The 24,688-nt window shown below is 26.8% G+C and carries 21 protein-coding genes; 13 read left to right on the top strand and 8 right to left on the bottom strand.

Annotated features, from left to right (window positions below; translation table 4 throughout):
* Window positions 1-62 precede the first annotated feature (62 nt).
* Together pgsA and AAHM97_RS04035 are read left to right on the top strand one after the other, a co-directional pair.
* Window positions 63-686 (top strand): CDP-diacylglycerol--glycerol-3-phosphate 3-phosphatidyltransferase, encoded by a 624-nt coding sequence (gene pgsA, locus AAHM97_RS04040; protein ID WP_342268663.1) that lies wholly within the window; start codon window positions 63-65, stop codon window positions 684-686.
* Window positions 687-736: 50 nt separating this feature from the next.
* Window positions 737-1,339 carry a hypothetical protein gene (locus tag AAHM97_RS04035; protein ID WP_342268662.1) on the top strand — a complete coding sequence of 201 codons (603 nt, stop codon included), beginning with the start codon at window positions 737-739 and terminating at the stop codon, window positions 1,337-1,339.
* Window positions 1,340-1,516: 177 nt separating this feature from the next.
* Here the strand turns inward: AAHM97_RS04035 and AAHM97_RS04030 are convergent, their stop codons facing one another.
* The 4 genes from AAHM97_RS04030 to AAHM97_RS04015 form a co-directional block, all read right to left on the bottom strand.
* A complete protein-coding gene (locus AAHM97_RS04030; protein ID WP_342268661.1) occupies window positions 1,517-1,825 on the bottom strand; it encodes a hypothetical protein in 309 nt (102 codons plus the stop codon).
* 85 nt (window positions 1,826-1,910) lie between these two features.
* Window positions 1,911-2,321, bottom strand: coding sequence for a hypothetical protein (locus AAHM97_RS04025; RefSeq protein ID WP_342268660.1), 411 nt, complete (start codon window positions 2,319-2,321; stop codon window positions 1,911-1,913).
* A 34-nt stretch (window positions 2,322-2,355) separates the two neighbouring features.
* Window positions 2,356-3,354 carry a Pr6Pr family membrane protein gene (locus tag AAHM97_RS04020; protein ID WP_342268659.1) on the bottom strand — a complete coding sequence of 333 codons (999 nt, stop codon included), beginning with the start codon at window positions 3,352-3,354 and terminating at the stop codon, window positions 2,356-2,358.
* A 230-nt stretch (window positions 3,355-3,584) separates the two neighbouring features.
* On the bottom strand, window positions 3,585-4,145 hold the full coding sequence (locus tag AAHM97_RS04015; RefSeq protein ID WP_342268658.1) for an inorganic diphosphatase: 561 nt from the start codon (window positions 4,143-4,145) through the stop codon (window positions 3,585-3,587).
* A 186-nt stretch (window positions 4,146-4,331) separates the two neighbouring features.
* On the opposite strand from AAHM97_RS04015, the gene AAHM97_RS04010 reads away from it, so the two are divergent.
* The 6 genes from AAHM97_RS04010 (at window position 4,332) to AAHM97_RS03985 (ending at window position 13,092) form a co-directional block, all read left to right on the top strand.
* Window positions 4,332-5,666 carry a M17 family metallopeptidase gene (locus AAHM97_RS04010; RefSeq protein WP_342268657.1) on the top strand — a complete coding sequence of 445 codons (1,335 nt, stop codon included), beginning with the start codon at window positions 4,332-4,334 and terminating at the stop codon, window positions 5,664-5,666.
* Between the two features lie 272 nt (window positions 5,667-5,938).
* Window positions 5,939-6,481, top strand: a complete 543-nt coding sequence (locus AAHM97_RS04005; protein WP_342268656.1) for a hypothetical protein — start codon at window positions 5,939-5,941, stop codon at window positions 6,479-6,481.
* Between the two features lie 147 nt (window positions 6,482-6,628).
* On the top strand, window positions 6,629-9,304 hold the full coding sequence (locus AAHM97_RS04000) for a hypothetical protein (protein WP_342268655.1): 2,676 nt from the start codon (window positions 6,629-6,631) through the stop codon (window positions 9,302-9,304).
* Between the two features lie 9 nt (window positions 9,305-9,313).
* Window positions 9,314-11,449: a PTS sugar transporter subunit IIA gene (locus AAHM97_RS03995; RefSeq protein ID WP_342268654.1), complete on the top strand. Its 2,136-nt coding sequence runs from the start codon at window positions 9,314-9,316 to the stop codon at window positions 11,447-11,449.
* 303 nt (window positions 11,450-11,752) lie between these two features.
* The gene (locus AAHM97_RS03990) at window positions 11,753-12,592 is read left to right on the top strand and encodes a MurR/RpiR family transcriptional regulator (protein WP_342268653.1); all 840 of its coding nucleotides are present in this window, start codon (window positions 11,753-11,755) and stop codon (window positions 12,590-12,592) included.
* A gap of 245 nt (window positions 12,593-12,837) precedes the next feature.
* Window positions 12,838-13,092: a hypothetical protein gene (locus AAHM97_RS03985; RefSeq protein WP_342268652.1), complete on the top strand. Its 255-nt coding sequence runs from the start codon at window positions 12,838-12,840 to the stop codon at window positions 13,090-13,092.
* A 5-nt stretch (window positions 13,093-13,097) separates the two neighbouring features.
* On the opposite strand, the gene AAHM97_RS03980 is transcribed toward AAHM97_RS03985, so the two are convergent.
* The gene (locus AAHM97_RS03980) at window positions 13,098-13,313 is read right to left on the bottom strand and encodes a hypothetical protein (RefSeq protein ID WP_342268651.1); all 216 of its coding nucleotides are present in this window, start codon (window positions 13,311-13,313) and stop codon (window positions 13,098-13,100) included.
* A 2-nt stretch (window positions 13,314-13,315) separates the two neighbouring features.
* Window positions 13,316-13,774, bottom strand: a complete 459-nt coding sequence (locus AAHM97_RS03975) for a hypothetical protein (protein ID WP_342268650.1) — start codon at window positions 13,772-13,774, stop codon at window positions 13,316-13,318.
* On the opposite strand from AAHM97_RS03975, the gene AAHM97_RS03970 reads away from it, so the two are divergent.
* From AAHM97_RS03970 to AAHM97_RS03960, 3 genes are all read left to right on the top strand, one after another.
* Complete coding sequence (locus AAHM97_RS03970; protein WP_342268649.1) at window positions 13,756-14,718, top strand: MSC_0882 family membrane protein; 963 nt, start codon at window positions 13,756-13,758, stop codon at window positions 14,716-14,718. The two genes, AAHM97_RS03975 and AAHM97_RS03970, sit on opposite strands and share 19 nt — an antisense overlap.
* Window positions 14,687-15,784 carry a radical SAM family heme chaperone HemW gene (gene hemW / locus AAHM97_RS03965; protein ID WP_342268648.1) on the top strand — a complete coding sequence of 366 codons (1,098 nt, stop codon included), beginning with the start codon at window positions 14,687-14,689 and terminating at the stop codon, window positions 15,782-15,784. Before AAHM97_RS03970 ends, hemW begins: the two co-directional genes overlap by 32 nt.
* Window positions 15,785-15,881: 97 nt before the next feature.
* Entirely contained in the window at window positions 15,882-16,607 is a 726-nt protein-coding gene (locus tag AAHM97_RS03960) for a hypothetical protein (RefSeq protein WP_342268647.1), read from the top strand.
* 426 nt (window positions 16,608-17,033) lie between these two features.
* On the opposite strand, the gene AAHM97_RS03955 is transcribed toward AAHM97_RS03960, so the two are convergent.
* Entirely contained in the window at window positions 17,034-19,004 is a 1,971-nt protein-coding gene (locus AAHM97_RS03955; protein WP_342268646.1) for an ABC transporter ATP-binding protein/permease, read from the bottom strand.
* A gap of 2 nt (window positions 19,005-19,006) precedes the next feature.
* On the bottom strand, window positions 19,007-21,193 hold the full coding sequence (locus tag AAHM97_RS03950; protein WP_342268645.1) for an ABC transporter ATP-binding protein: 2,187 nt from the start codon (window positions 21,191-21,193) through the stop codon (window positions 19,007-19,009).
* Between the two features lie 277 nt (window positions 21,194-21,470).
* Between AAHM97_RS03950 and AAHM97_RS03945 the strand changes: the two genes are divergently transcribed.
* Together AAHM97_RS03945 and hrcA are read left to right on the top strand one after the other, a co-directional pair.
* Window positions 21,471-23,612 carry an ATP-dependent Clp protease ATP-binding subunit gene (locus AAHM97_RS03945; protein ID WP_342268644.1) on the top strand — a complete coding sequence of 714 codons (2,142 nt, stop codon included), beginning with the start codon at window positions 21,471-21,473 and terminating at the stop codon, window positions 23,610-23,612.
* A gap of 5 nt (window positions 23,613-23,617) precedes the next feature.
* A complete protein-coding gene (gene hrcA, locus AAHM97_RS03940) occupies window positions 23,618-24,688 on the top strand; it encodes a heat-inducible transcriptional repressor HrcA (protein ID WP_342268643.1) in 1,071 nt (356 codons plus the stop codon).

Here is a 24,688-nt window from a genome sequence, read left to right as displayed (position 1 = left end):
TGTGCAAATATTTATTTATTTGAATAAAATATTGTATAATTAAAATGTAAAAAGAGGAAAAAATGAATCTACCAAATATATTAAGTATAATTCGTATTATATTGGTTCCAATCATTGTTGGACTTATGTTTTGTTACCCATTAAATAATTCATATTTTTTAGATGTTTGTAGTAAAACCATAAAAATTAATTCATTGTCAATCCCATTATTATGATTAATCGCTTTTATCTTATTTATTGTGGCAACATTAACTGATTTTTTAGATGGCTATATCGCGAGAAAATATAACATGGTTACAGATTTTGGTAAATTTTTAGATCCTGTTGCTGATAAAATATTAATAACTAGTATTCTAATCGTCTTTACTGCTGCTGGTATATTGCCAGGGTTTGTGTTAGTTATAATTGTATGTCGAGACTTAATAATAGGGGTTTTAAGAGAAATTGCTGCAAAAAAACAAATTGCAATTGCTGCAGATAAATTGGGCAAATGGAAGACTACATTTCAAATGATTGGTATAATTATATTGTTCATTTTCAATAATAAATCTCTCGCAGTTGGAATTTATTCTTGACAATCACAATTATGCTTAGCTGTTATCTACATTGCGTGCTTATTAACTATAATATCTATGGTAAATTATATTATTAAGAACAAAAATATAATTGCTAATAGTGCAGATTAAGATACGTATAAGCATTATTTAATATTATTATATAGGAAACGAGGCAGAATATGTTTGATGATATATCGGGGAAAATTGCATTTATAGAAGTTAATGGTGAGTATGTCATTGATTATGATTTTTTTCATAAGGAAAAAAGTCTAGACATTAAGCTTATTTATTTTTTTGCAAATGGTGGTGTAGTTTATCGCCACAATAGAGTTATTAAAGAATTCAAAAAGTTTTTCAATATGAATGTTGAGGATTTTCTAGATTCAACAGATATTGATGTTCTTGTTGATACAAAAGAGGAACTTATTTCAAAAGTGGATAAATTTTATACAACTTATATTTCTTTTATTAATAATGTTCTTATGAAGGTTTATCCAAAATATTTGGAATTTTTTGAAAAATCTATTTCTATAATTAATAGTTTTAGAAACTCTCCAGAATATTTATCGTGTATGAATAGATTTATTAAATCTCTTGATGATTTTGTTGTTATTCGTAAGTCTATGCCATGAGATAGTTTAAATTTTTACAATTATTATCGCATAGTTTATAAAGCTAAAAATGATTGATATATGTTATTAATGTTAACAACTATTGATATTTTTAAAAGAAATCCAGATAATGGCGACCCTGAAAAGATCATTATAAAAACTACTCATTAATTTCAATAATATTATTATATTTAATAATAAAAATTATATAATAGAATATCATTATATTTAAATAAAACAATTATGATATATAATAAGGGAAGCTAAGTGTTTAAGTCACTTATCTTCCCTTATTCTTTTATATTTTCGGTAATATGTATAACAAGTTTTTGTTTAAATAGTTGTATTTTATCCCTCGATCACCTTATTTGAATTTTCTTCATTAATTGGTGTTTCAACATCTGTTAAGCTACTTTGTGCACAAATTATTAATATTCCACTAACAAGCCCCATAAAGAATATGTGACAAATTCCAAGACTTAAATGAGAAATTTCTGAATTTTTTCCAACTTCATCCATTGCTCGTTTTGTCGCTATAGTCATTGGTATCATTCAAGCCATTGTTATTATAAAAAATGATAATAAAACTGTTGTAGCTATATCAAATCCATAGGCTATTGCATATAATGTTCTTCTACTTTTTTGTTGTTGATTCATTTTATATCTCCCTTTAATTTTTACATTTAACTAATAATTTTTCCGTATAATTGGCAATTTAAATATTAATGATTTATTTTTAATTTTACTCTACTTCAGAGGTTTTATTTATGTTATTGTGATTTTGATTACTATTAAATTGGTTATTGTTATTATTTGCAACTATAATAAGTATCCCACCTACTATATTTGCAAAAATTAAAAAACAAACTCCAAATACAAGATGATTTTTTTCATCGACAGTTCCAGCAATTTTAGCATAATGGAATAGGATGATTATCATAATAATCGATCCCACAATCATGAATATTTCAACAACAAGACCTAATATTTTTAATATATGATATACTCCATCCCCCGGTTTATTTATAATATCTTGTATGCGAACAGCCAATAATAATACATAAAAAACTAAAAAACCTATAGATATTCATTTTGCAATATTATAAAGGTTTTTAGATTCTGAATAATTTTTTTGTTCATCTAATTGATTCATATTCTTTCTCCTTTTAGATATATTATTGTGAATATTATTTTTTTATCTTTATTTCACTTTTGGTATTTATATTTTTCTCATTTGATTTAATAATTCTCTTTTTAACCAAAGCCATATACATGTTTCCAAAACCTATTGCAATCGCTGCGATGATTAGAACAAAGACAATAAATAATAGTATTCCCATACCGGTCATTTTGAATTTATCTCCTAAGGGGTTATCTGCAAAAACCTCAATAAAGAAATATGGAAAAGCTGTTTTATCATCTGCAAAACTACCAGATAGCATTTTTATTCCCCCACGAATTATTGCAAATGCCCCATAAGATAATAATATGTATATTTCTATAAATATTAATTTTTTCTTATTCTCTTTATATTTAGATAAATCCATTTCGTGGTGTGCATATTTAACCTGATACACTATAAAAACAATCGGATTAAATATGTGTAAAAAGCCGTTTTTTAGAGGAACAATAGCATCATTATATGGTCAACCCTTATGTGCTGCAACATCATATGGGAACAATGCAAAATTGAAAATTAGAAATGTTATCGTTATATACACTGTGGCCATAATCATTATGTTTGATTTTATTATTCCAATTTTACCCTCGTCTTCTTTTTTAAAAAGTGAAAACCCAAAGACTACAACAATTAAAATATTTGAAAGCATTGTAAAGTAAGATAGTGACCAAACTAGGTTTTCAAATGGATGAGCCATTGCTCTAATATTTCCATATTTATCAACGGATATAAATTGAATATCGTTAATAAGTGTATAGTTTAATTTATCCTTTTCTAAAATAAAATATTTACCAATATTAGAATCTTTTGCCATAGTATTGTAAGTGGATTGTGAAATCTCACGAATATCATTTTTTTTAATATAGTCGTTGATTTTATTAACTTCAACCATTTGAGATATTACTGGTTCAATAATCCCAATCAAAACTCAAGCAGCCATAATTATAAATAAAATTAACATTATTCAAAATGCTTTATCCTTTTTTAACTTATTTTTTATTTTCAATCTATTATCACCCCACAAAGTATTATAATATAATTATAATACTTTGTGAGTATGTTTGTTAAAAATTTTCAAAATATAATAGCATTGTTTAAATATTAATAATAGATTTTCAGTAAAATAAAAAAAATATTAAAATAAAACCCATATTTAATTATGGGTTATTTTAACAAAATTTCATTTTCATGATGTATATTTATATTATTTTTTTATGTTGCCTTATAAATTAGAAATTAACCTTTACCAAGACCCTTTTTTTCCCACTCCATCATTATTTCTTCTTTTCCACCCGGTTTTTTTAGTTGCTCTTTATATTTGTTGAATCTCTCTCTACATTCTCTTAACTCTACTAAGGCTTCTTTTTCAGATCCTCACCCATTTATCTTAACTTGTTTATTTTGAAGAGTTTTATATTGTAAAAAAAAGTTTTCAATTTCATCTCTTAGATGTTTTGGAACATCATTAAGTGTTTTATAATCATTAAATCTTGGATCATCTGCAAAAACTCCAAATAATTTTGTGTCTATCTCCCCAGCATCTATCATTTTAATTGAGCCAAGAATTCTAATGTTCACACATACCCCAGGCATTGTTGGATATGTTGCTAAACTGATCACATCTAAAGGGTCGCCATCCCAATCTAATGTTTCTGGAACAAACCCATATTCTCCGGGATAAAAGTTTGCCCCATATAAAACTCTATCAAGTGTTATTTTACCTGTTTGCATATCAATTTCATATTTATTTGAACTCCCTTTTGGTATTTCAATAATTGTCTTTATAATATTACTCATATAAATTCTCCTTAAATATTATTATAAATAGTTTAAAAATTGTTTTTATAATAAAATTAGTCTTTTTAGATATTGTTTTATTTTTTTAATAAAATATTCTCTATAAATTATATATATAGATTTAAAGTATTGATTATATGGTACAATCATTATGAAGTATTATTATGGAAAGAAATTGGTGATAAGATGATTACAACAAATAAAAAAAATGATTATTTAAAATTAATAGCAATTGAAAAAGAAGAGGTTAAAAATGACCAAATAGTAAACAAGTGTAATGCTATTACTCAAATATCAGAAGACAAAACATTTTATTATAGAGTTGATAGATGCAAAAATATGTGAAAATTAGCTGACACATTAGAAGAGTTTATTGAGAATAAAAGAGTTAATTTGTGTGTACATGTTGACACATTTATTAAAAGTTATGGAGAAGAAGCTGTTAGAGTTATTGTTGAAACTATAGCTTTTGCTGCTAGAGAAAGATTAAGTTATAAATCACAAAAATCTGATCCAATATTTATTAATTTTGACTACGACCAAAAATATGAAAATATTGTTAAAGAATCACTTATAAAAGTAGAATATATGACTTTTGCTGGGAGATTACAAGATACACCTCCAAATATCGGAACTGCAACATATTTTGCAGATGAATTGGCAAAAAAAGCAAAAGAAGTTGAAGGTGTTAAAGTAACAATTTTAACTAAAAAAGAAATTCAGTCTCTAAATATGGGTCTTTTATTATCTGTTAATGCTGCTAGTCCTGTTGAACCAAGAGTGGTTGTATTTGAATATTGTTCTGATCCAAAGAGAGAAAAGATAGGATTTGTTGGTAAAGGTATTACTTTTGATACTGGAGGAAACAATCTAAAACCATCTTTATCAATGGTTGGAATGAAGATGGATATGTCTGGAGCTGCAATTGTGCTAAGTAGCGTATTGGCAATGGCTAAGGCAAAAATTAAAACAAATGTTGTTGCAATTGGAATGTTTACAGATAATCGTATAGATGGCAATGCAACATTGACAGAATCAATTGTAAAATCAATGGAAGGTACAACAATTGAAATTGACAACACAGATGCTGAAGGTCGTCTTGTATTAGCTGATGGCCTACATTATGCTATTGATAAATTTAAAGTTAATAAAATTGTAGATATTGCAACATTAACAGGGGCGATGTTATATTCATTGGGAAGCTTTTATACAGGTTTATTCTCAACAGATGATGCATTTGCAAATGATTTTTTGCAAAAAGCAAAAATTGCTAGAGAAGATGTATGAAGATTACCGTTAGATTGTAGACACTTAGAGTCTATGAAAAATTCTAAACTAGCAGATATGACAAATACTGGAAAAAGATCACTTGGAGCTGGTTCATCAACTGCGGCAGCATTTTTAAATCATTTTACAAAAGAGATTCCATTTGTTCACCTTGATATTGCAGCAACTGAAGGAATGGATAAAGGATATGGTAACGGTGTTATGTTGCGCACATTCTTTGAACTTGCAAAATAGAAATTTTAATTAGCATTTTTATTATAAATTTAATTAGCATTTTATAAATATTATTAAATTACTATTTAGTATTTATTTATGAATAGACTATTAATATAGATAATAATATTGATGAAAATTATTTTCTTTTTATTTGTCCAAACTCATTAGTGGCATAATAAAATATTTTGTTAAATATATAAAATTTATATTAATAAAAAATAAAAAAATAAATTTCTCAATTATTATCAATATAGTGATAAAATATTAATGTATAAGTGAAAGAGGAGTTAATGAATCTAAGTAAAGAAATAGCAGATGGTTTATTTGAGAAGATTACAAAAGAAGAATATGGTGTTATTGAACACTCAATATTGATGAACCTTTTAAATACAACATCGTTTATATTGCTTTCATCATATGGTGAAAAAATTAATGAGATGATTGGTGAAGATAAAGATTTTGATACAATATTTAAACATATTAGAGAATCTATAAAACACCCAGAAGATTTTGTCGCAAAATATGTAGATTTTATAAAAAGCAAAGAATTTAGTGAAGTTTTTTACGATTATATTGGGAATAATAGATATTCATCATGGGCATTTGAAATAAATGACAACATTTCTAAAAAATTAGCATCATTTAAGATTGAATATCCTGATTTTATAGAATATTTTATTGATAATATAATTGTTCCAAATATATCAGAATTAGTTGTTAAATACAATTTAATTGGGAATATTGATATTGTTGATGAATTCGTAGATGCGTTTATAACTGGAATTATCTCTATGTCAATAGACCAATCAATCGATGATGACCATAATAGTTAGCGAGAGTATTAATACTAAGTTTAAATTACACACATTAGAATTATGTGTGTTTTTTTATTTTATATTTTGTAAAAAAAATATAATTTGTTGACTTATTGTATTTTTTTTACTATAATTATTGTGTAGTAATCTACAAAAGGAGCAATAATGAAAAAGTGAAAAATATATGTTGTGCCTCATACTCATTGAGATAGAGAGTGATATTTTACTAAAGCAACAGCAAACACATTTATGTACATAAATATTGAGAAAATTTATAATGAATATATTTTGAAAAAAGATAAATTTCCTAAATTTGTATTTGATTCTCAGTATTCAATTATTGATGACTATTTAAAATACTCTCCAAAAAGTGAGGAAAAAATTAAAAATATTATCAAGGATGACAAACTTGTTGTTAGTCCTTGATATACACAAACAGACACTTTTAATGTAACTGGAGAATCAATTGTTAGAAACATGCTAACAGGGACAAAGGAGAGTGAAAAATATGGTAATATGATGAATATTGCTTATATGCCAGATTCATTCGGTTTTAATTCAAATTTACCACAAATATTTAATCAATTTAAAATGAAGGCCTTTATTCACTGAAGAGGGGTAAAAAAAGAACAATTGCACAAGGGGGTACTAAATAAGTGAACAGGAATAGATGGTTCTTCAATTCTTTCTTATAATTTATTTAAATATGGATATACTTGTGGTGGGCGTTTTTTATATGATCTTTTTGTTAACGGGTATGAAAAAGATAATATTAAAGAAAATGCTTTAAAGATATATGAAGCAATATCAAACGATACAAAAATGCACTTATTAGATGAGTTGAAAGAAGCAAGCAAAAATACAAATAATAAAATATTGTTCCCTTGAGGATCTGATCAGATTGTTTGCTTTGAAAATCTTGAAAATATTATTGAAGAAATAAATAAATTAGATTCTGAAAATGAGTGAATTTTAACAAGTTATGAAGAGTTTATAGACGAAATAGTAGCAGAAATTAAATTATATAGTCTAGAATCCCTGGTTGGAGAATTAAGATATGGAGAATTTTCAAGAGCTCATAAAACTATAAATTCTTCAAGATATGATATAAAATATTTAACTAAAAATTTGGAGTATTTAATTTATAAAATTACAGAACCACTATCACTTATATACGAGAAAATGGGGGGTACATATTATCATGAACTAATTCAATATTCACAAAAAATATTATTTGAGTGTCAAGCACACGATAGCGTTGGAGGATGTAATTCTGATGTTACAAACCTAAGTATCATTGAAAGAATTAATAGCGCAACGGATAATCTTCTTTCGTTGATAACATATATTCATCGACAGATCGCAAATGTAAATAAAAATAAAGATAATGATATTTTGGTGTTTAACCTTGAACCTTTTAAAAGAACATTAAATACAAAAATGAAAATTTTTACTAAATTTAAGCATTTTGAAATTGTAGATAGCAATAATAAAAAAGTGAAATTTGAGATTCTTGATCAAGATTATGTTAACGCAGATGAATTTAAGACTTATAATCATACTCACTTAAAGAAATACAATATTTCTAATAATAATGAGTCTTTTTATACAACGAATATATTATTAAAATTTGAAAATTCTTCACCAATGTCAATAAATATCTTGCAGCTAAAAGAAATCAAGAAATCTCCAGTGAGATATATGAATAGCAATTTCATTGAAAATGAGTACTTTAAAATTATATTAGAAAATAATAACATTACTTTATTTGACAAAATAAGAAATATTAGCTTTAATGATTTTTTTAATCTTGAGGCAAATATTGATGCTGGTGACTTATATGATTATTCTCCAGATACAATGCAAGAGAGAGTTATAAGTAACTACATATCTGCATCAATAATACAAACAACATCAAATACTTACCCTATAATATGCTTTGAAATGAAATATAATATTGATGTAAAAAACAAACTCAATAATAATGCTGAACAAAAATTTAATGTTAGAATAACATTAATTGAAGATAACATTGATTTAGATATAAATGTTATAAATACATGCAAAAATATACGATGAAGAATAATATTTAATACAAATATCTCATCTAGTTATAGCTACAATGATACTTCATTTGGAAAAACTAAGCATAAAATTGGTTATGAAGAAGAAATTAAAATATGAAAAAAAAGAGAGTGAAATGATTATCCAATAGATATCGAAGCTCTTGAAAGTTGTTGTTGGTTAAAAAATGACAAATATAACTATGCTATATTTGCTAGAGCAAATAATGAATATCAAGTTGTTGGAAATGATAAAAGTAAATTGGCCTTAACTATGTATAGGTGTGTATCATATATTGGAAATAATAATCTTCTTTATAGACCGAATAGAGCTTCTGGCAATTCTGTTTTTCCATTAGCAACACCTACAGGTAATTTAGAAAAGGAACTTAACTTTAATTTTAGAGTTCATATTACAAAAGATGAAGATAGTATTGTTTCTAAATCAAAACAATGATGTATATTTGAAACATATTACCAGATCCAAAATATAAATAGATTTTATAAAAATGGAGATATGTTTGTATTACCAACTCAAAATATAAAAAAATATAATAATGATTTATTAGATATTAATATTGATAAAGATCTTGTTATAAGCTGCTTAAAGAAAAGTTATGATCAAAAAGAGAAGGTATTCAGAATCTATAATCCGACATCAAGAGAAATAAATATAGAATCCCTTTCAAAATTTTCACAAATGTTTGCGAATGAGAAGAAAATGCAAATTATAAATAAAGTAATAAAGCCAAATCAATTTATAACATTTAGCTTTTAAGGAGAAATTATGGAAAAAATACGTGTAAAAAATATTACTCTAAATGCGAGTTGTAAAGATAAACAAGATGTATTTAAAAATTTATCAGAATTAGCAAGTGAATATTGTGGTGGAGAAAACATTGTAGGTCTTTTTGAAGAACGAGAAGAACAAATTTCAACAGGATTAAATGACGGATTTGCTATTCCGCACGCGAAAGGTAAGCAAATTATTTATCCGGGAATATTTTATCTTAAATTAAAAACTCCAATTTTTTGGGAGACTTTTGATAATTCTAAAGTTGAGCATATTATATCATTTGTCATTCCAGAAAATGATAGCACATATTTGGAAGATTTAGCAATTCTAGCACAAAATCTTCAAAATAAAGAATTTATAAATAGTTTAATAAATTGCAAAACAAAAAATGATGTTTATACTCTATTTAATAAAATAATCATATCTGGTAGTGAGGAAAATAAAAAAACCAAATTAAACTTAAATTCTAAACACTTTATAGCGGGGATAGCGGCTTGTCCAGCTGGATTAGCACATACATATATGGCAAAAAAAGCATTAGAAGATGAATTGATATCTCGAAATATTGGCTGCAAGGTTGAAGCTCATGGTTCTTTAGGTATTGAGGATAAACTATCAAGTGATGAATTGAAAAAAGTTGAGTTTCTTATAGTCACAGCAGATGTTGCTGTTGAAACTTCTAAATTTAAAAATAAATTTATTTATAAATGTTCAACAAATGAAATGATCAAAGATTCTAAAAAAATGGTTGATTTAGCTCTTAAAGCATACAATGAATATAATAAAGGAGCAAAATTAAAAGAAAACTTAGACCCTTTTGATATAACAATTAAAGATTATAAAGAAATAAAATCTCAGAACAAATTTGTGAGATGGATGATCTATCAAGGGCGGGGTGTCTTAAAACATGCAATGACTGGTATTGGATATTGTATTCCTTTACTTATAGCCTGTGGATTGCTTGTTGGTATTTCTCAACTTTTAGCACAATTTACCGTTGAAGGTGGAGGTGTTAAGTTAGGTGGGCTATATTCATTTTCTTGGGATAATAATGATTGAGTAAAAAATGTTTCAAGTTGAAACGGCTTTTTGTACACAATGAATATATTAGGAATGAATATTGGATTAGGAATGTTATTTTTAATAACCTTTGGAGGCTTTGTTGGATATTCTGTTAATGGTAAAGCGGGCCTAGCGTCTGGAATGTTTTGTGGAGTTATATGTATACTTAGACAAACAGGATTTATTGGTGTTATAATTGTCACACTAGTAGAACAATACTTATTATTATTTGTTATTAAATATATGACACCAAAAGGACGCGCTAAAGTTCTTGGATCTGTCCTAATTGTGCCATTAGTTGGAGGTTTTCTATCTATATCACTTGGGTGATGAGTGTTTGGAATACCATTAAATAAATTAAATGTTGGATTACAAAATATGGTTCTAAATGTATCTAAAAATAAATCACAAAGTGTAGGATTGGCTGCTTTAATAGCTGCAATGATTGCATTTGATTTAGGAGGACCAGTTAATAAAGCCGCGTGAGCTGCATACACCGTTATTTGGTCTGATACATCACTTCCAGATGCTGCAAGATTTACGCCAAATGGAGCCGGAAATATTGCTATTGGTGTCCCTGTTCTTGGTGTGGGATTATCTACTCTATTTGGATATAGATATTTTACAAAAGATGATAAAGTACAAGGAACACCTTGTTTATTTATGGGAATATTGGGAATATCTGAAGGGGCTATACCTTTCCTATTGCGAAGACCTCTTCGTTATCTTATTATCAATATTAGTGGAGCTATAATTGGGGCATGTACTTATGTTGCTATTGGTGGATATTTAAGTGCTGGAGCTGGTATAATATATGGTTGAGCGTTCGCATCCAAACCACTTTGATATGTTGCTAGTTTCTTACTAGGTGTTATTTGAATTATTATAGTCAATATACTATGACAAAAAATAGAATGACATATAAATAATCACGTTAAATTTACTCTTTACTTCTGTAAAGAAGAATTTGCTAATATATTTATTAGATTTAGTAACATGTTTACAAAAGATAAAAGACTTTTATTAGAAACAAAATTTCAAAAAGTAGAAAATTCATTACTATAATGTTGTAATAATAAATTATATTAAAATCTCTTTAAAGCTATAAAAAATGCAATATAAATGAATACAATTCTATATTTTGGGTTCTTACTGCACTAAGAGATTTTTTTATGTGAAATAATTTACATATTTTAAATTATTTCCTTTTAAATTTTATAATGCTATTTATTTAAAAAAAATACACACTTGTTAAAAGTATATAATTAATTTTTAATTTATATTTAATCAACAAACAATTATATACATTTATTATTTATTAATAACAAAATGGTAAAATAATATAGCGAAAGTGAGATAATGTATATTATGAAAAAAGAATTAGAAGATATTATTGAAAAATCAATAAATATTTTTTCAAGAAAAGAAATGATCATTGCTAATTTTGTTTTGCAAAAAAATATTAATGTTTATGATTTGAGTGTATCCAATATACTGTCTAATACCGGAACAGGTCACTCCACATTGTATTCTTTTTTAAAAAAAATCGGTTATAAGAATATAAGAAAATTTATATTAGATTTAAAAAATGAAGATAAACAAAATGAGTTAATAAGTGATAATGTAGATATTATAGAGGAAATTTATGATGTTCACTCAATTTATAAAAAAATTATTTCCGAAAACACAAAAAATATTTCAATTAGTTCTATAGACTCATTTATTGAGAAAATAATTAATAAAAAAAATATTTATTTAATTGGTTTTGGAGAAAGTCATTTAGTTTGTATGGAGATGTCCTATAGATTAACAAGATATGGTTTTAATACTGATGTTATTGAAAGTGAAATCGGAACACTTTTATCTAAAGTTTTAACTATAGGAGAGAAGGATTTGTTGATTTGTGTTTCTATTTCTGGTGAAAGTAATGTGATTATTGAGGCAGCGAAAATTGCAAAAAATAATAATGTAGAAGTAATTGGTATTTCCTCTAATAGTGACTCGAATTTATCTAAGGTTGTCAACCTATTGGTAGAATTAAAGTTCCCAATCAAGGAACTTGAAAATCAATCTTATATATCTACAATCCTACCTCTTATTTTCTTTTGTGACATTCTTTCAAAAAGAATATTAGATATTGATAAGGAAAAATATCAAGGATTTAGAAGCAAAACTTCAAAATTAATTTCACGTTTTGTTAAGAATTAATGATTGTAAGCATATCAGCTCAAAATTACTTTACAATCACTTTTACAGTAGTTAATTTATTCAATAATATATTTATTATATAAGAAGAAATTTATCCATTTTACTAAGATATATTATATACATTTATTCAATAACGACTTTGGTAGAAAAACTAACTTTAAGTTGGCGAGTTAATCTGGATTTTTGATAATATATTTAATTTTATAATTGTGGATTTTTTTAGCCAAAAATGGTATAATATATATATGGATAAGGGTATGTTATTTATCACAGAGTATTTCCAATTACTGGATCTTAATCTTAAATTGTTATATATAATTTTATCTTTTGTTGTTGTCTTAATAATAACAATAATTTTGTATTTTTGAGCAATAGTTAAACAAGCTAAACGTAATAAAGAAGAAATATCATTAAATTATTTAGGGGAAACCAAATTTCTTAAACTCCGCAAAGATTATGAAATAGAAATTGGAAAAATTAAAAGAATATATAAGTCATAAAATTACTAAAGTGAGGGGCTATTTATGGGTATATTTAGAAATAAATCAAATATATTTAGAAATGAATCTAATAATGATTCTGAATTTGGAAATATCCCTTTAGTTAATGATGAAATTATGGGTGTAAAAAATAAAACTAATAATCCCTTAACATATGCTGGAGCTGGAAATTTTGACGATATCGAACAATATGGTGCTTTAGGTGCTGAAAATAATGCCATTTTTAGAGATAACCCATATCAACCCCAACAAAACCAACCTCAATTCAATAACCCATATCAACCCCAACAAAACCAACCTCAATTCAATAACCCATATCAACCCCAACAAAACCAACCTCAATTCAATAACCCATATCAACCCCAACAAAACCAACCTCAATTCAATAACCCATATCAACCCCAACAAAACCAACCTCAATTCAATAACCCATATCAACCCCAACAAAACCAACCTCAATTCAATAACCCATATCAACCCCAACAAAACCAACCTCAATTCAATAACCCATATCAACCCCAACAAAACCAACCTCAATTCAATAACCCATATCAACCTCAATTCAATAACCCATATCAACCCCAACAAAACCAACCTCAATTCAATAACCCATATCAACCCCAACAAAACCAATTTCAATTCAATAACCCATATCAACAGTCAATGTTTCAAAATGGGCCAAATATTATTAATGAAGAAACCATATTAAATAGCCCAGAGATACAAATACAAAAAGAATATGCTAAAATACAATTTGGAGATAAGTTTGTAACAAAAGGTAAACTTCCAAAGGAACTTCAAAAAGAGGTTCGGTGTGAAAAAATAAGGGTTTCAATTTTGGCGGTAATTGGAATTCTATTTTTCTCGTATTTCTTATCTAACATAGTTTTATGAAAAAAACATGAAATAATTCATCTTTTAAATATTGAATTGGGTGGCGTAAATTCTTCGCCATCGGTGGGTTGATTATTATTATCTTTTGTTGGTATTTTATCATTTCTAACGCTAGGATTTGCATCAACTGACTATTCACTTCTTGTATCAAATATTAATAAATGTAAAAAAGATGCTATGAATTTTGGTAAAATTTACGTTCCTTATTTTATTAAAAGAAATTATAAAAAATTATCAACAAGGGATATATATATAAATTGAATAAGTTTTTCAGTCTATGTAATTGGTGGAATTAGTGTATGAATTTTATGTTGGCTAAATGACCAATCAAAATATGATTCCCAAACTGGAAGACTATTAGTTTCATTTTTTTGAATGGATATTAAACCACCTGTATATTATTTCAATAGGGACCAACAAGTTTTGATCAATGTTATTTTTTTAGTTGGAACATTAATATTGCAAATTTACACAATTGTAGATGCTAGAATGCGTAAACAAAATATTATAAGTCTATATCAAGCAGAAATTATTGACCAAGATGAAATTAATTTATTAAGAAAAAAAGCTAACAAAATATGTCTTATTTTATTAATTATCTTTTTAGCTATTTTGTTTATATTGTTCTTTATAATTTATTTTGTTTCTAAAAGAACAAAGAAAATTGTCAATAAAGGCGAAAATGGAGGATTCCTTAAAAATGTTGGACATTTCTTTGGGAGAAAACCTTAAGCATTTGTATATTCACATCCCATTTTGTAGCAAGATATGTTATTATTGTGATTTTGTGAAGCAAATTTTACCCAAAAATAAAAAAGATGTTATGAAATATCTTTTTTTGCTTATAGATGAATTAGATGCTTATAAAGATAGGTTAAATGAAATAGAAACTATATATATTGGTGGTGGCACACCGAGTTGTCTTGAATCTAACGAATTGGAAATATTACTTAATTATCTATTTAAATTTAAAAATGTTAGGGAATTTACAATTGAGCTAAATCCCGAAAGTATGAATATTGAAAAATTAAAATTATTGAAAAGGTATAATGTTAATCGTTTAAGTATAGGTTGTCAAAGTTTTAATAATAATTTACTAAAAAGTATAGGTCGTGAGCATAATATCGATCAATCAATTAAATCAATTAACATCGCAAGATCTTTGGGTTTTCAGAATATTTCTATAGATCTTATATATAATATCTATGGCCAAACAGATTTAGATATTAAAACAGATTTAGAATATATTAACAAAATAAGACCAAATCATATTTCTTGGTACTCTTTAATATTAAAAGAAAACTCAATTTGGGGGAAAATAAAAAAAAGTCTACCAGAAAACGACATTTTTTTTGATAGTATTGTTAACAATGGACTCAAAAAGTTGAAATATAGGCGTTATGAAATATCTAATTATACTTTAGATAATAAAGAATCACTCCATAATATAGGTTATTGAATGTGTAATATGTTTGCCGGTGTTGGATTTGGAGCAAGTGGATATGAGTACATTGGTAATAAATATTTCCTAACTAGAAATATAAATAATATTATGTCTTATAATAAAAAGTTTGAGGAATTATCAATAAAAGAACATTACTTTAACAAAGTGATGATGGGTTTAAGGTTAATATCTGGAATAGAAATGACAGGTACAAATGAAAAAATATGATATTATTTCTATGATGCAATTCAAAAGAATTTAAATAACGGTCTCTTGGTATTTAAAGATAATTTTTTAAAGTGTTCTGAAAGGGGTTATGAAATCTTAAATTCAATATTAATAGATTTTATTTAATATTAAATTATTTTTATAATAAGCATTAAATTTAATTTATCTGTGTATATATTTATAGATAGAAATATCATAAATCTTTAGAAAGGGCAGATAGAATATGAAAACAATGTCTATTAGTGATGAAAACGTTTATAGTTTTCTTGAATACTATTCAGCTGGAACCTGGGTAAAAAAATCTGTTATTGATGTCTTGGTAGAACTTGCAAAGGTTATAAGAGATAATCCAGAAAATTTTAATTGAGATGAATATATAGAAACATTAGAAAAAAAATTTATATTAAAAAAAGATTTTTACATAATCTTTAATGAAATAAAAAGATATTTGGTTAGAAGAGAGGTTTATCAAATATATAATGAGGACTCAGAGGTTAAGGTTTTTGTACGTTTTTATCTAATTGTTAAGTTACAAATATTATTATTAGTTCTGAATGATTGTGAAATAAGAAATTTAGATATATGTGACAAGAATTATTATAATATTAAAGACATTAATTGTATAAACAATATCTTTACAACACTTGTTGAAAGTAATTACAATATTGTTGAAACGGAATTAAGAAATTTTATTTTTGAACTTAATAATTTCTCTCTTAATGATGATATTGAATTCTCAAAGAAATCATTGAGAGAAGAAATGTATAGAGACATATTATTCAATTATTTTGAGGAAATAAAGAGCTTAAAAAATAAATTTGATAATTTTGAATTATTTATTAATTTATTTGCTTTAAGGTATAAATATTTACTTATTGGTATTGAAATGATTATTTTTGATAAAAATAAGGAAGCAATGGAAAATGTTGATGGAAAATTATTTCACTAGAAAAAAAATGACCAAATATAAATTTGTCATTTTAAAATATTTTACAATAATATATGATTTTTTTGTGTTTTATTCTCATAATTTGTATCATTTTATTCAGTAAATATTATATTTTCCTATCAATCACATCCTTTCAGTTTTTTAAAAAAAAGACTAACCATTATTGGTTAGTCTTTTTTTTAAATATATTAATTTATTAAAATGAATTATAAATTAACCAACCAACTCAATAAGAAAATAATCTACTATAATAGCTTCGTAGATCGCTTTTGTATTTGTTAATGTTGTGTCAAAATTGTATTTCATATATTTATTATACACCTTTAATATGTGATATATATTATTTTTAGCAAATTTAGTCTTTTTTATAAAAAAAATGTAGATTCCTAACCATATAATATTATAATGGTCAAAAATCAACATTCATTATGTTAATTTACTCATTTGTTCAAAAGTACCTTGTTTAACCACTCCTTTTTTGTAATCTAACATATAGATTTGGTCAAAGTTTTTTATTGTATTAAGTCTATGGGCTATGGCAATAGTAGTTCTACCAACCATTAGTTTTTCCAACTCTTCTTGAATCTCACTCTCAACAATATTATCTAATGCTGATGTTGGTTCATCAAGAATAAGAACTTCTGGGTCTTTAACAAATATTCTTGCAATTACTAGCCTTTGTTTTTGTCCACCAGATAATTGTGCTCCACCTTCAAATAAAACTGTGTTGTATTGATCTGGAAGAGAAAGAATAAAATCATGTATCTTCGCTTTCTTGCATGCATTTTCAATTTGTTCATCTGTTACATCTTGTTTAACATATCTAATATTTTCATATATTGAACCTGATAAAATCTGAGGTTCTTGTTCAACATATCCCACTTTTCACAATCAACTTTTAAGCTCATATTCTTTTAAATTTATGCCATCAATTAATACTTTTCCCTTTGAAGGGTCATAGAATCTTAATAAAAGTTTAGCTATTGATGACTTTCCACTACCAGTTCGCCCTATAAATGCATATCTTTTCCCTTTTTCAAAATTAAAGGATAAATTTTCAATATAATACTCATTAGGTTTGTCTGGATAAGCGAATGATATATTCTTCATTTGAATAGACTTTTTAAGGGTTTTAAACTCAATACCTCCTTTTTTAGAGATTGATATTTTACTTCTTAGTATTCTATCCATTTCACATGCTGCAATCTCACTTTTTTGCAATTCTGGAAACACAGCGTTTAGTTGCAATATTGGAAGTGTAATTACTAATGATGCAGTGGTAAACGATGTCATAACACTTAGGAGAGTTTTAATATCATTTATATAATTAAATATACCAATAATAATAGAGGACATAACAAATGTTCCAATACCCCCAATAGTAGCAGCTGAAAGCAATTCAGTTAATGGTAAATTTTTCTTAGTCTTAATTGAGATATTTCTATTCAAAGTTCTTAAGAATTTTGTTTCCCTAATTCATGAACCACTTGATTTAACAAGAGTCATTGATTTTAATTTTTCAGCAATATATGTGTCACCTTTATGTTTTGACTTAACTATCGATCTTGTTGCATATTTTTTAACTAATAATACAATACCAACAATACCAACGATACCAACTAATAGACCCCCAATTATGAAACTCATGTAGCTATCTATATCTAACATAATCAGACTTGATAATATAAATGTCAATGTAGCCTGATAAAATAAAACTGGAGCCAATCTAAGGTTATTTGCAAATGTTTCTGTATGTTCTACAACAGTTGAAATTAAGTTTGATATTTTGTTATGATTTATGTAATGAATATCTTGATCGATTATTTTTGCAATAAGTCTATTTTTATATCTAGCTTTTTCTGTTTCTGAAAGAATACTTGTCATTAAATATGTAAGATATGTTGAAACGATAACAAAACATAGATCAACAGCAATAAGTGCGCTATATTGCTTAGCGGTGAAGTTGCATGTAGTACCAAATATATTTATTGGTGCTCGTAAATATCAATTTCCATTGACATCTTGGATAGTAACATCACTATAATAATATCTTTGAACTAATTCTTGTACAGTATTTGCCCCAATTTTTCCACCATGGGAAATAATTTGAGAATAATATTTATCAAATTTTATCGGATCAATAACACTTCCTGAGAGTAGTATTTTAGCAAGTGATTGTTTATCTTTAAATACATCAGCAAAATTCTGACTTATTAAAAGTGCGGAAATCTTGTTTGTTATATAAATATTTTCAACTAATAAAATAACAGTTATTGTTGCAAAGAAAAAAGTAGGAATTGTCAAGTATCATTTTTTTATTAATGAGTTCATAACTAAAAAAATAAGTTGATGAGTACGTCGTTGTTGATTATATTCAAATATTTCATCTGCTTGCATACTTATTTCTCCAATGGACTTTCTTGATGTTTATAAAGGTTTAAGAATATTCCTTCTTTTGCTATTAATTCATTAAATGTTCCTTCTTGGACAATTCCTTTTTTAGGTTCAAGAACAAAAATTTTATCAAAATCCTTAATTGTATCTAATCTATGAGCTATCGCTACTGTTGTTCTACCAACCATTAATTGATCTAATTCTTTTTGGATTTGCTTCTCAACAACACTATCAAGTGCGCTAGTTGCCTCATCTAAAAGCAATATTTCTGGGTCTTTCGCAAACATTCTTGCAATAACAAGGCGTTGTTTTTGACCACCTGATAGTTGTGAACCTTGTTCTGCTAAGATTGTATTATATTTTTGAGGTAGGCTAAGAATAAATTCATGTATTTTTGCCTTCTTACATGCTTCTACAATTTCAAAATCTGATATATCTTCTCGTGTGTATCTAACGTTATCTCAAAATGTTCCAGATAATATTTTTGGTTCTTGAGCTACGTATCCCACTCGTGATATTCAGCCAGCCAACTCTACATCTTTTAAATCAATAACATGTTCTGCGTCAATATTATTATTTTCATTTTTATCTTTTGAAATAAATGTGCTTTTAACCTCGTATTCATTTATATTAATTTTTTTCTTTTTCTCCTTCTTTTCCTTTTTAAAATATAGTCCCATTTCCTCGGCGATATCATTTGCATCGATATTTTGTGGACGGCCAATGTAATTTATATTTATTTTTCCAAATGTTGGGTCATAAAATCTTAATAAAAGCTTAACAATTGTAGATTTACCACAGCCAGATTTACCAACAAAGGCATATTTTTTTCCACGTTCAAGTGAAATATTTAAATTCTTAATATAGAATTCAGTAGGTGCATCTGGAAAAGCGAAACTCACTTTCTTAAATTCAATTACTTTTGGATATCCAACGATTCTTTTTCCACCCAGTTTATCAATATGAATATCAGTCTCTGTAATTTCCTCATAATTAAGAACTGAATTTTCTACCTCATTTATTGACGCTGCTATTTGGTTTAATTGTAGAAATGGCAAGGTCATAACAAGAACTCCTGTTGTAAATGCTGTCATTTTTGTTAAAAGTACCTGTACCTGCGAACTATATAGGAAAACTCCAAAAACAATTGATGACATTACAAAACTACCGATTGCACCGATTAATATAGCAGTTACTATTTCTTTTAAGGTTAGAATTTTAACACTATGTTTAACAACTTCTTTATTTAGTTTTCTGTAGTGTTCTTTTTCATTTGTTCAAGTACCACTTGATTTTACAAGCTTCATTGTAAACAACTTCTCAGAAACCTCATTGTTAATATCATCCTTGATATCTTCTATCGTATTTGTTGCTCTAGATGTTAGCTTCATAATGCCAATAACAATTAAAATAGCAATAGTTAGTAAAGAAATTGTGATCAAACATAATTGATAATCGATTGACATCATTATTGATATGGCACCAATTGTTGTCATAACCACTTGAATAAAGATGATAGGAGCAATTTTTAGTTGATTTCCAATTTTTTCAGTATCAACTACTACTGTATTAATAAGATTTCCAATTTTTGAATTATTAAAGAAATCTATATCTTGGTTCATTAACTGAATTAATATTTTATCTCTTAATTTACATTCTTCTCTTTGAGCAATAATACCACTTAAAATATAGGCAAGATATGTACATATTACAATTACAACAACATTAATAAACATAAAGTAACACCACAATGTTAATGTCATTTTAAGACCTAATATTTTTACATAAACAATTGCTGTATTAGAAGAATCAATACCATCATAATAAACATCCTTAAAGAAAAATTGATGGATAATATTTTGTAAGGCTACCTGACGATTTTTATCTCCCATTGCAGCAATTTGCTGGATTAATGTTTGTGTCTCAGTTTCGGTTGCATTCATTATTTTAGCTATATGTTTTATCTCTTCATTATTTGGCGATGAGAAAATTTGGTTCATTAGGTCAATAATATTTTTTGACATCATAATTGAAGTCATTCATTGAATTATTTTTATATTAATAACATAACAAACAACAACAATTAGTGTAAGAAAAATAACAGCAACAGCAATGCCTTTATTATTTAAATATGACCTAAATAATAATCTTAAGAATCGACTCTTACCTATTTTAAATTTAACACTTCCCATTATCTTCACCTCTATACAATATTTATTAGCTCAACTATCAATGATTTTATCATTTTTTTACCATTTTTACTTTAAAAAAATGATTAGTTAATACTCTTTTTTTATTAAAATAATGGTGAATTTCAAAAAAATTTATTTATATTTTTGTAAAAAACTATTTTTTTTGTCATTTTTTTAAAAAAAATTAAAAAATTGGCACTCTTTACTTGACATTGCTAAGAAATAGTATATTATTAAATTAGCAGCTACTAATACATATTGCAAAGGAGGTAATTTTATGGAATTTAAAGAACGAAATCCTACTAATCCAAAAAAGATTATTGAGAAATACACAAAAAACATTACAGCAGAAGCAGCTGTTGGGAAAATAGACCCTATTATTGGTCGAGATGATGAAATAGCTCGAGTTATAAGGATATTGAGCAGAAGAACCAAGAATAACCCAATATTATTAGGTGATCCAGGTGTTGGTAAAACTGCAATTGTAGAAGGAATAGCCCAAAGAATTGTTAAGGGTGATGTTCCATCAAATTTAATCGGTGTTAACTTACTTGAATTAAATCTTGCAGATTTAATCGGTGGGGCAAGATATGTTGGGGATGTTGAAGAAAGAGTTGGAGGACTTATAAATGCTTTAGAAAAAGAAAAGGAATCTGTGGTTCTTTTTATTGATGAGGTCCATATGATAAAGGGTGCAGGTCAGGGTTCTGAAGGAGCAACAGATGTTGCTAACCTGTTAAAACCAGCCCTTGCAAGAGGAAAACTTAAAACAATTGGTGCAACAACATTAAAGGAATATAAAAAGCATATTGAAAAAGATGCGGCTTTGGCTAGAAGATTTCAACAAGTAATGGTTACAGAGCCAACAATTCAAGAAACAATATCAATTCTTCGTGGTTTGAAAGACAGATTTGAAACATATCATGGAGTAATAATTCACGATAATGCACTTGTTAGTGCTGTGGAACTTTCAGATAAATATATCAGTGAAAGATTTTTGCCAGATAAAGCTATTGATTTAATCGATGAAGCTTGTGCAACTGTAAAAACTGAGTTAACATCTGTTCCAACAGAATTAGACCAAATTAACAGAAAAGTTATGCAGCTTGAAATTGAAAAAACAGCACTAATGAAAGAAGAAGATATTAAATCGAAAGAAAGATTAGCAGATATTGATAAAGAACTTATTGTTCTAAAAGAACAACAGAATAAAATGAAATTTGCTTGAGAAAAAGAGAAAAATAATCTTACTAAAATATCAAGGTTACGAGAAACAATTGATAGTTTAAATAATGAATTAGATGTCTGTCAAGCGGAAGGTAAATTTGAAAGAGCTGGTGAGATAAGATATTCACTATTGCCAGCACTTACAAAAGAACTTCAAAACGAAAAAGGGCTTACGCCTTCAAAAATAGTTTCAGATTCTGTAACTAGTGTGGAAATAGCAAATGTTGTTGAAAAATGAACAGGAATACAAGCAAATGGTTTACTTGAAAGTGATCGAGACAAGTTACAAACTATTGAGAATAGAATGAAAAAACGTGTTAAAGGTCAAAATCACGCTATCGAAAAAGTTGTTGATGCGATTGTTAGAAGTAGAAGTGGTATTCGTGACCCAAGGCGTCCAGTTGGGAGTTTTCTATTCCTAGGAACTACGGGAGTTGGTAAAACAGAGGTTGCCAGCGCTCTAGCTGAAATACTATTTAATTCTGAGAAAAGAATTGTCCGTCTTGATATGTCAGAATACATGGATAAATTTTCTTCAAGCAAATTAATTGGTTCTCCATCTGGGTATGTTGGTTTTGGTGAAGGTGGATATTTAACTGAAGCTGTTAGAAGGCAACCATACTCAATTATTTTATTTGATGAAATAGAAAAGGCACATCCAGATATTTTAAACTTATTATTACAAATTCTTGATGAAGGTCGATTATCAGATGCTGCGGGTATAGCTGTTGATTTTAAAAATACTATTATTATTATGACATCAAATATTGGAGCAAGCAGTCTCTTAGAAACGGAAGGGGCATTGGTTGATGAAAAAAGCGTATTAGATGAACTTTCAAAATATGTAAGACCAGAATTCCTAAATAGAATTGACAATATAATTGTCTTCAATTCAATATCTCCATCTGTAGCAAAGGAAATAATCCTTAAACAATTAAAAGATGTTGAAAAAAGGGTTGAATCTAATACAGAATTTAGAATTAGTTTTTCAGACAGTTGTATTGAAGATATATTAAAAAATGGTTTTGATAAAACATATGGAGCAAGATCAATACGTCGTTATATTGAATCTAATATTGAGAAAATGATTGCAAGAGCAATAATAAATTCTGAGGTGCTTCCAAATAAAAAATATGTTGTTGAATTTGTGAACAATAAATATAAAATAAGTTCTTCTAAGGCGTTAAATTAATTTATATGAAAAATATAGATAATATAAATCTATCTGAAAGACAAAAAAAAATTTTAAAAATTGTTGTTGAAGAGTATATTGACAATGTAATTCCAGTTGGTTCAAATAAAATAAAAACATTAATGGGTGTTGATATATCAACGGCCACAATTAGAAATGAGTCAGTACACTTAGAAGAATTAGGTTATTTGGAAAAAAGTCATACCTCTTCCGGGAGGATTCCATCAACAACGGGGTATAGATATTACGTAGACACTTTGATGCCCGCAAACGATTTGCTAAAAGAGGCAATTGCAAAAGTTGATGAGGTTTTTTCAAAAAGAGAGGTGTCGATTGAAAAATTATTAGATGAAACAGCGAAATTAGTTAGTGATATGACAAATTTAGTTACTGTTGTTGAAACAAAAGATGTTGCAGATAATGTTATGTTATCAAAAATAGAAATCATCCCATTGAAAGAAGATAGCGCTGCAATGATAGTTGTTTTGTCTAACGGGAATGTTCAAAATAAAGTTATTGATATTCAAAACGAAGTATCAATGGATGATTTGCAAAAAGCGATTGTAATCTTTAATGAACGTTTAGTTAATACACCATTAAGCGAAATTGAAGAAAAAATAAAACTTGTTGCTCCAATTATTAAAACACAGGTTGAAAAATATGAGTTTGTCTTAAAAGCGTTTATAAGTGCAATATTAAATGAACAAGCAGTAAATCTTAAAACTCAAGGAATGAAAAATCTTTTACTTAACCCAGAGTTTCAAGATCCTGGCATGATTCAGCAAATTATTTCTGTTATTGAAAATGCATCACTATTAACATTGTTTGATAGTGAATACAAAGATTTTGATGAAAATGACCATTTCGACAAACCAAATATTAAAATTGGAGAAGAAACTGGAATATCAAAAAATATTTCATTAGTTGGAAAAAATGTTAAATTAATGCCGGGTCGTGAGGCTAGTCTTACTGTTGTTGGACCAAAGAGAATTCATTATCAAATGGTCTCAGCAATATTAGAAAGATTTAGTCATAACTTGAGAGAAAAGAATACTAAAAAAAGGAAAGGGGATTAA

It is taken from the genome of Spiroplasma endosymbiont of Aspidapion aeneum (assembly GCF_964031045.1).
In the GTDB taxonomy this organism is placed as follows: Bacteria; Bacillota_I; Bacilli_A; order Mycoplasmatales; family Mycoplasmataceae.
This window is presented reverse-complemented; position numbering and strand designations above follow the sequence as displayed.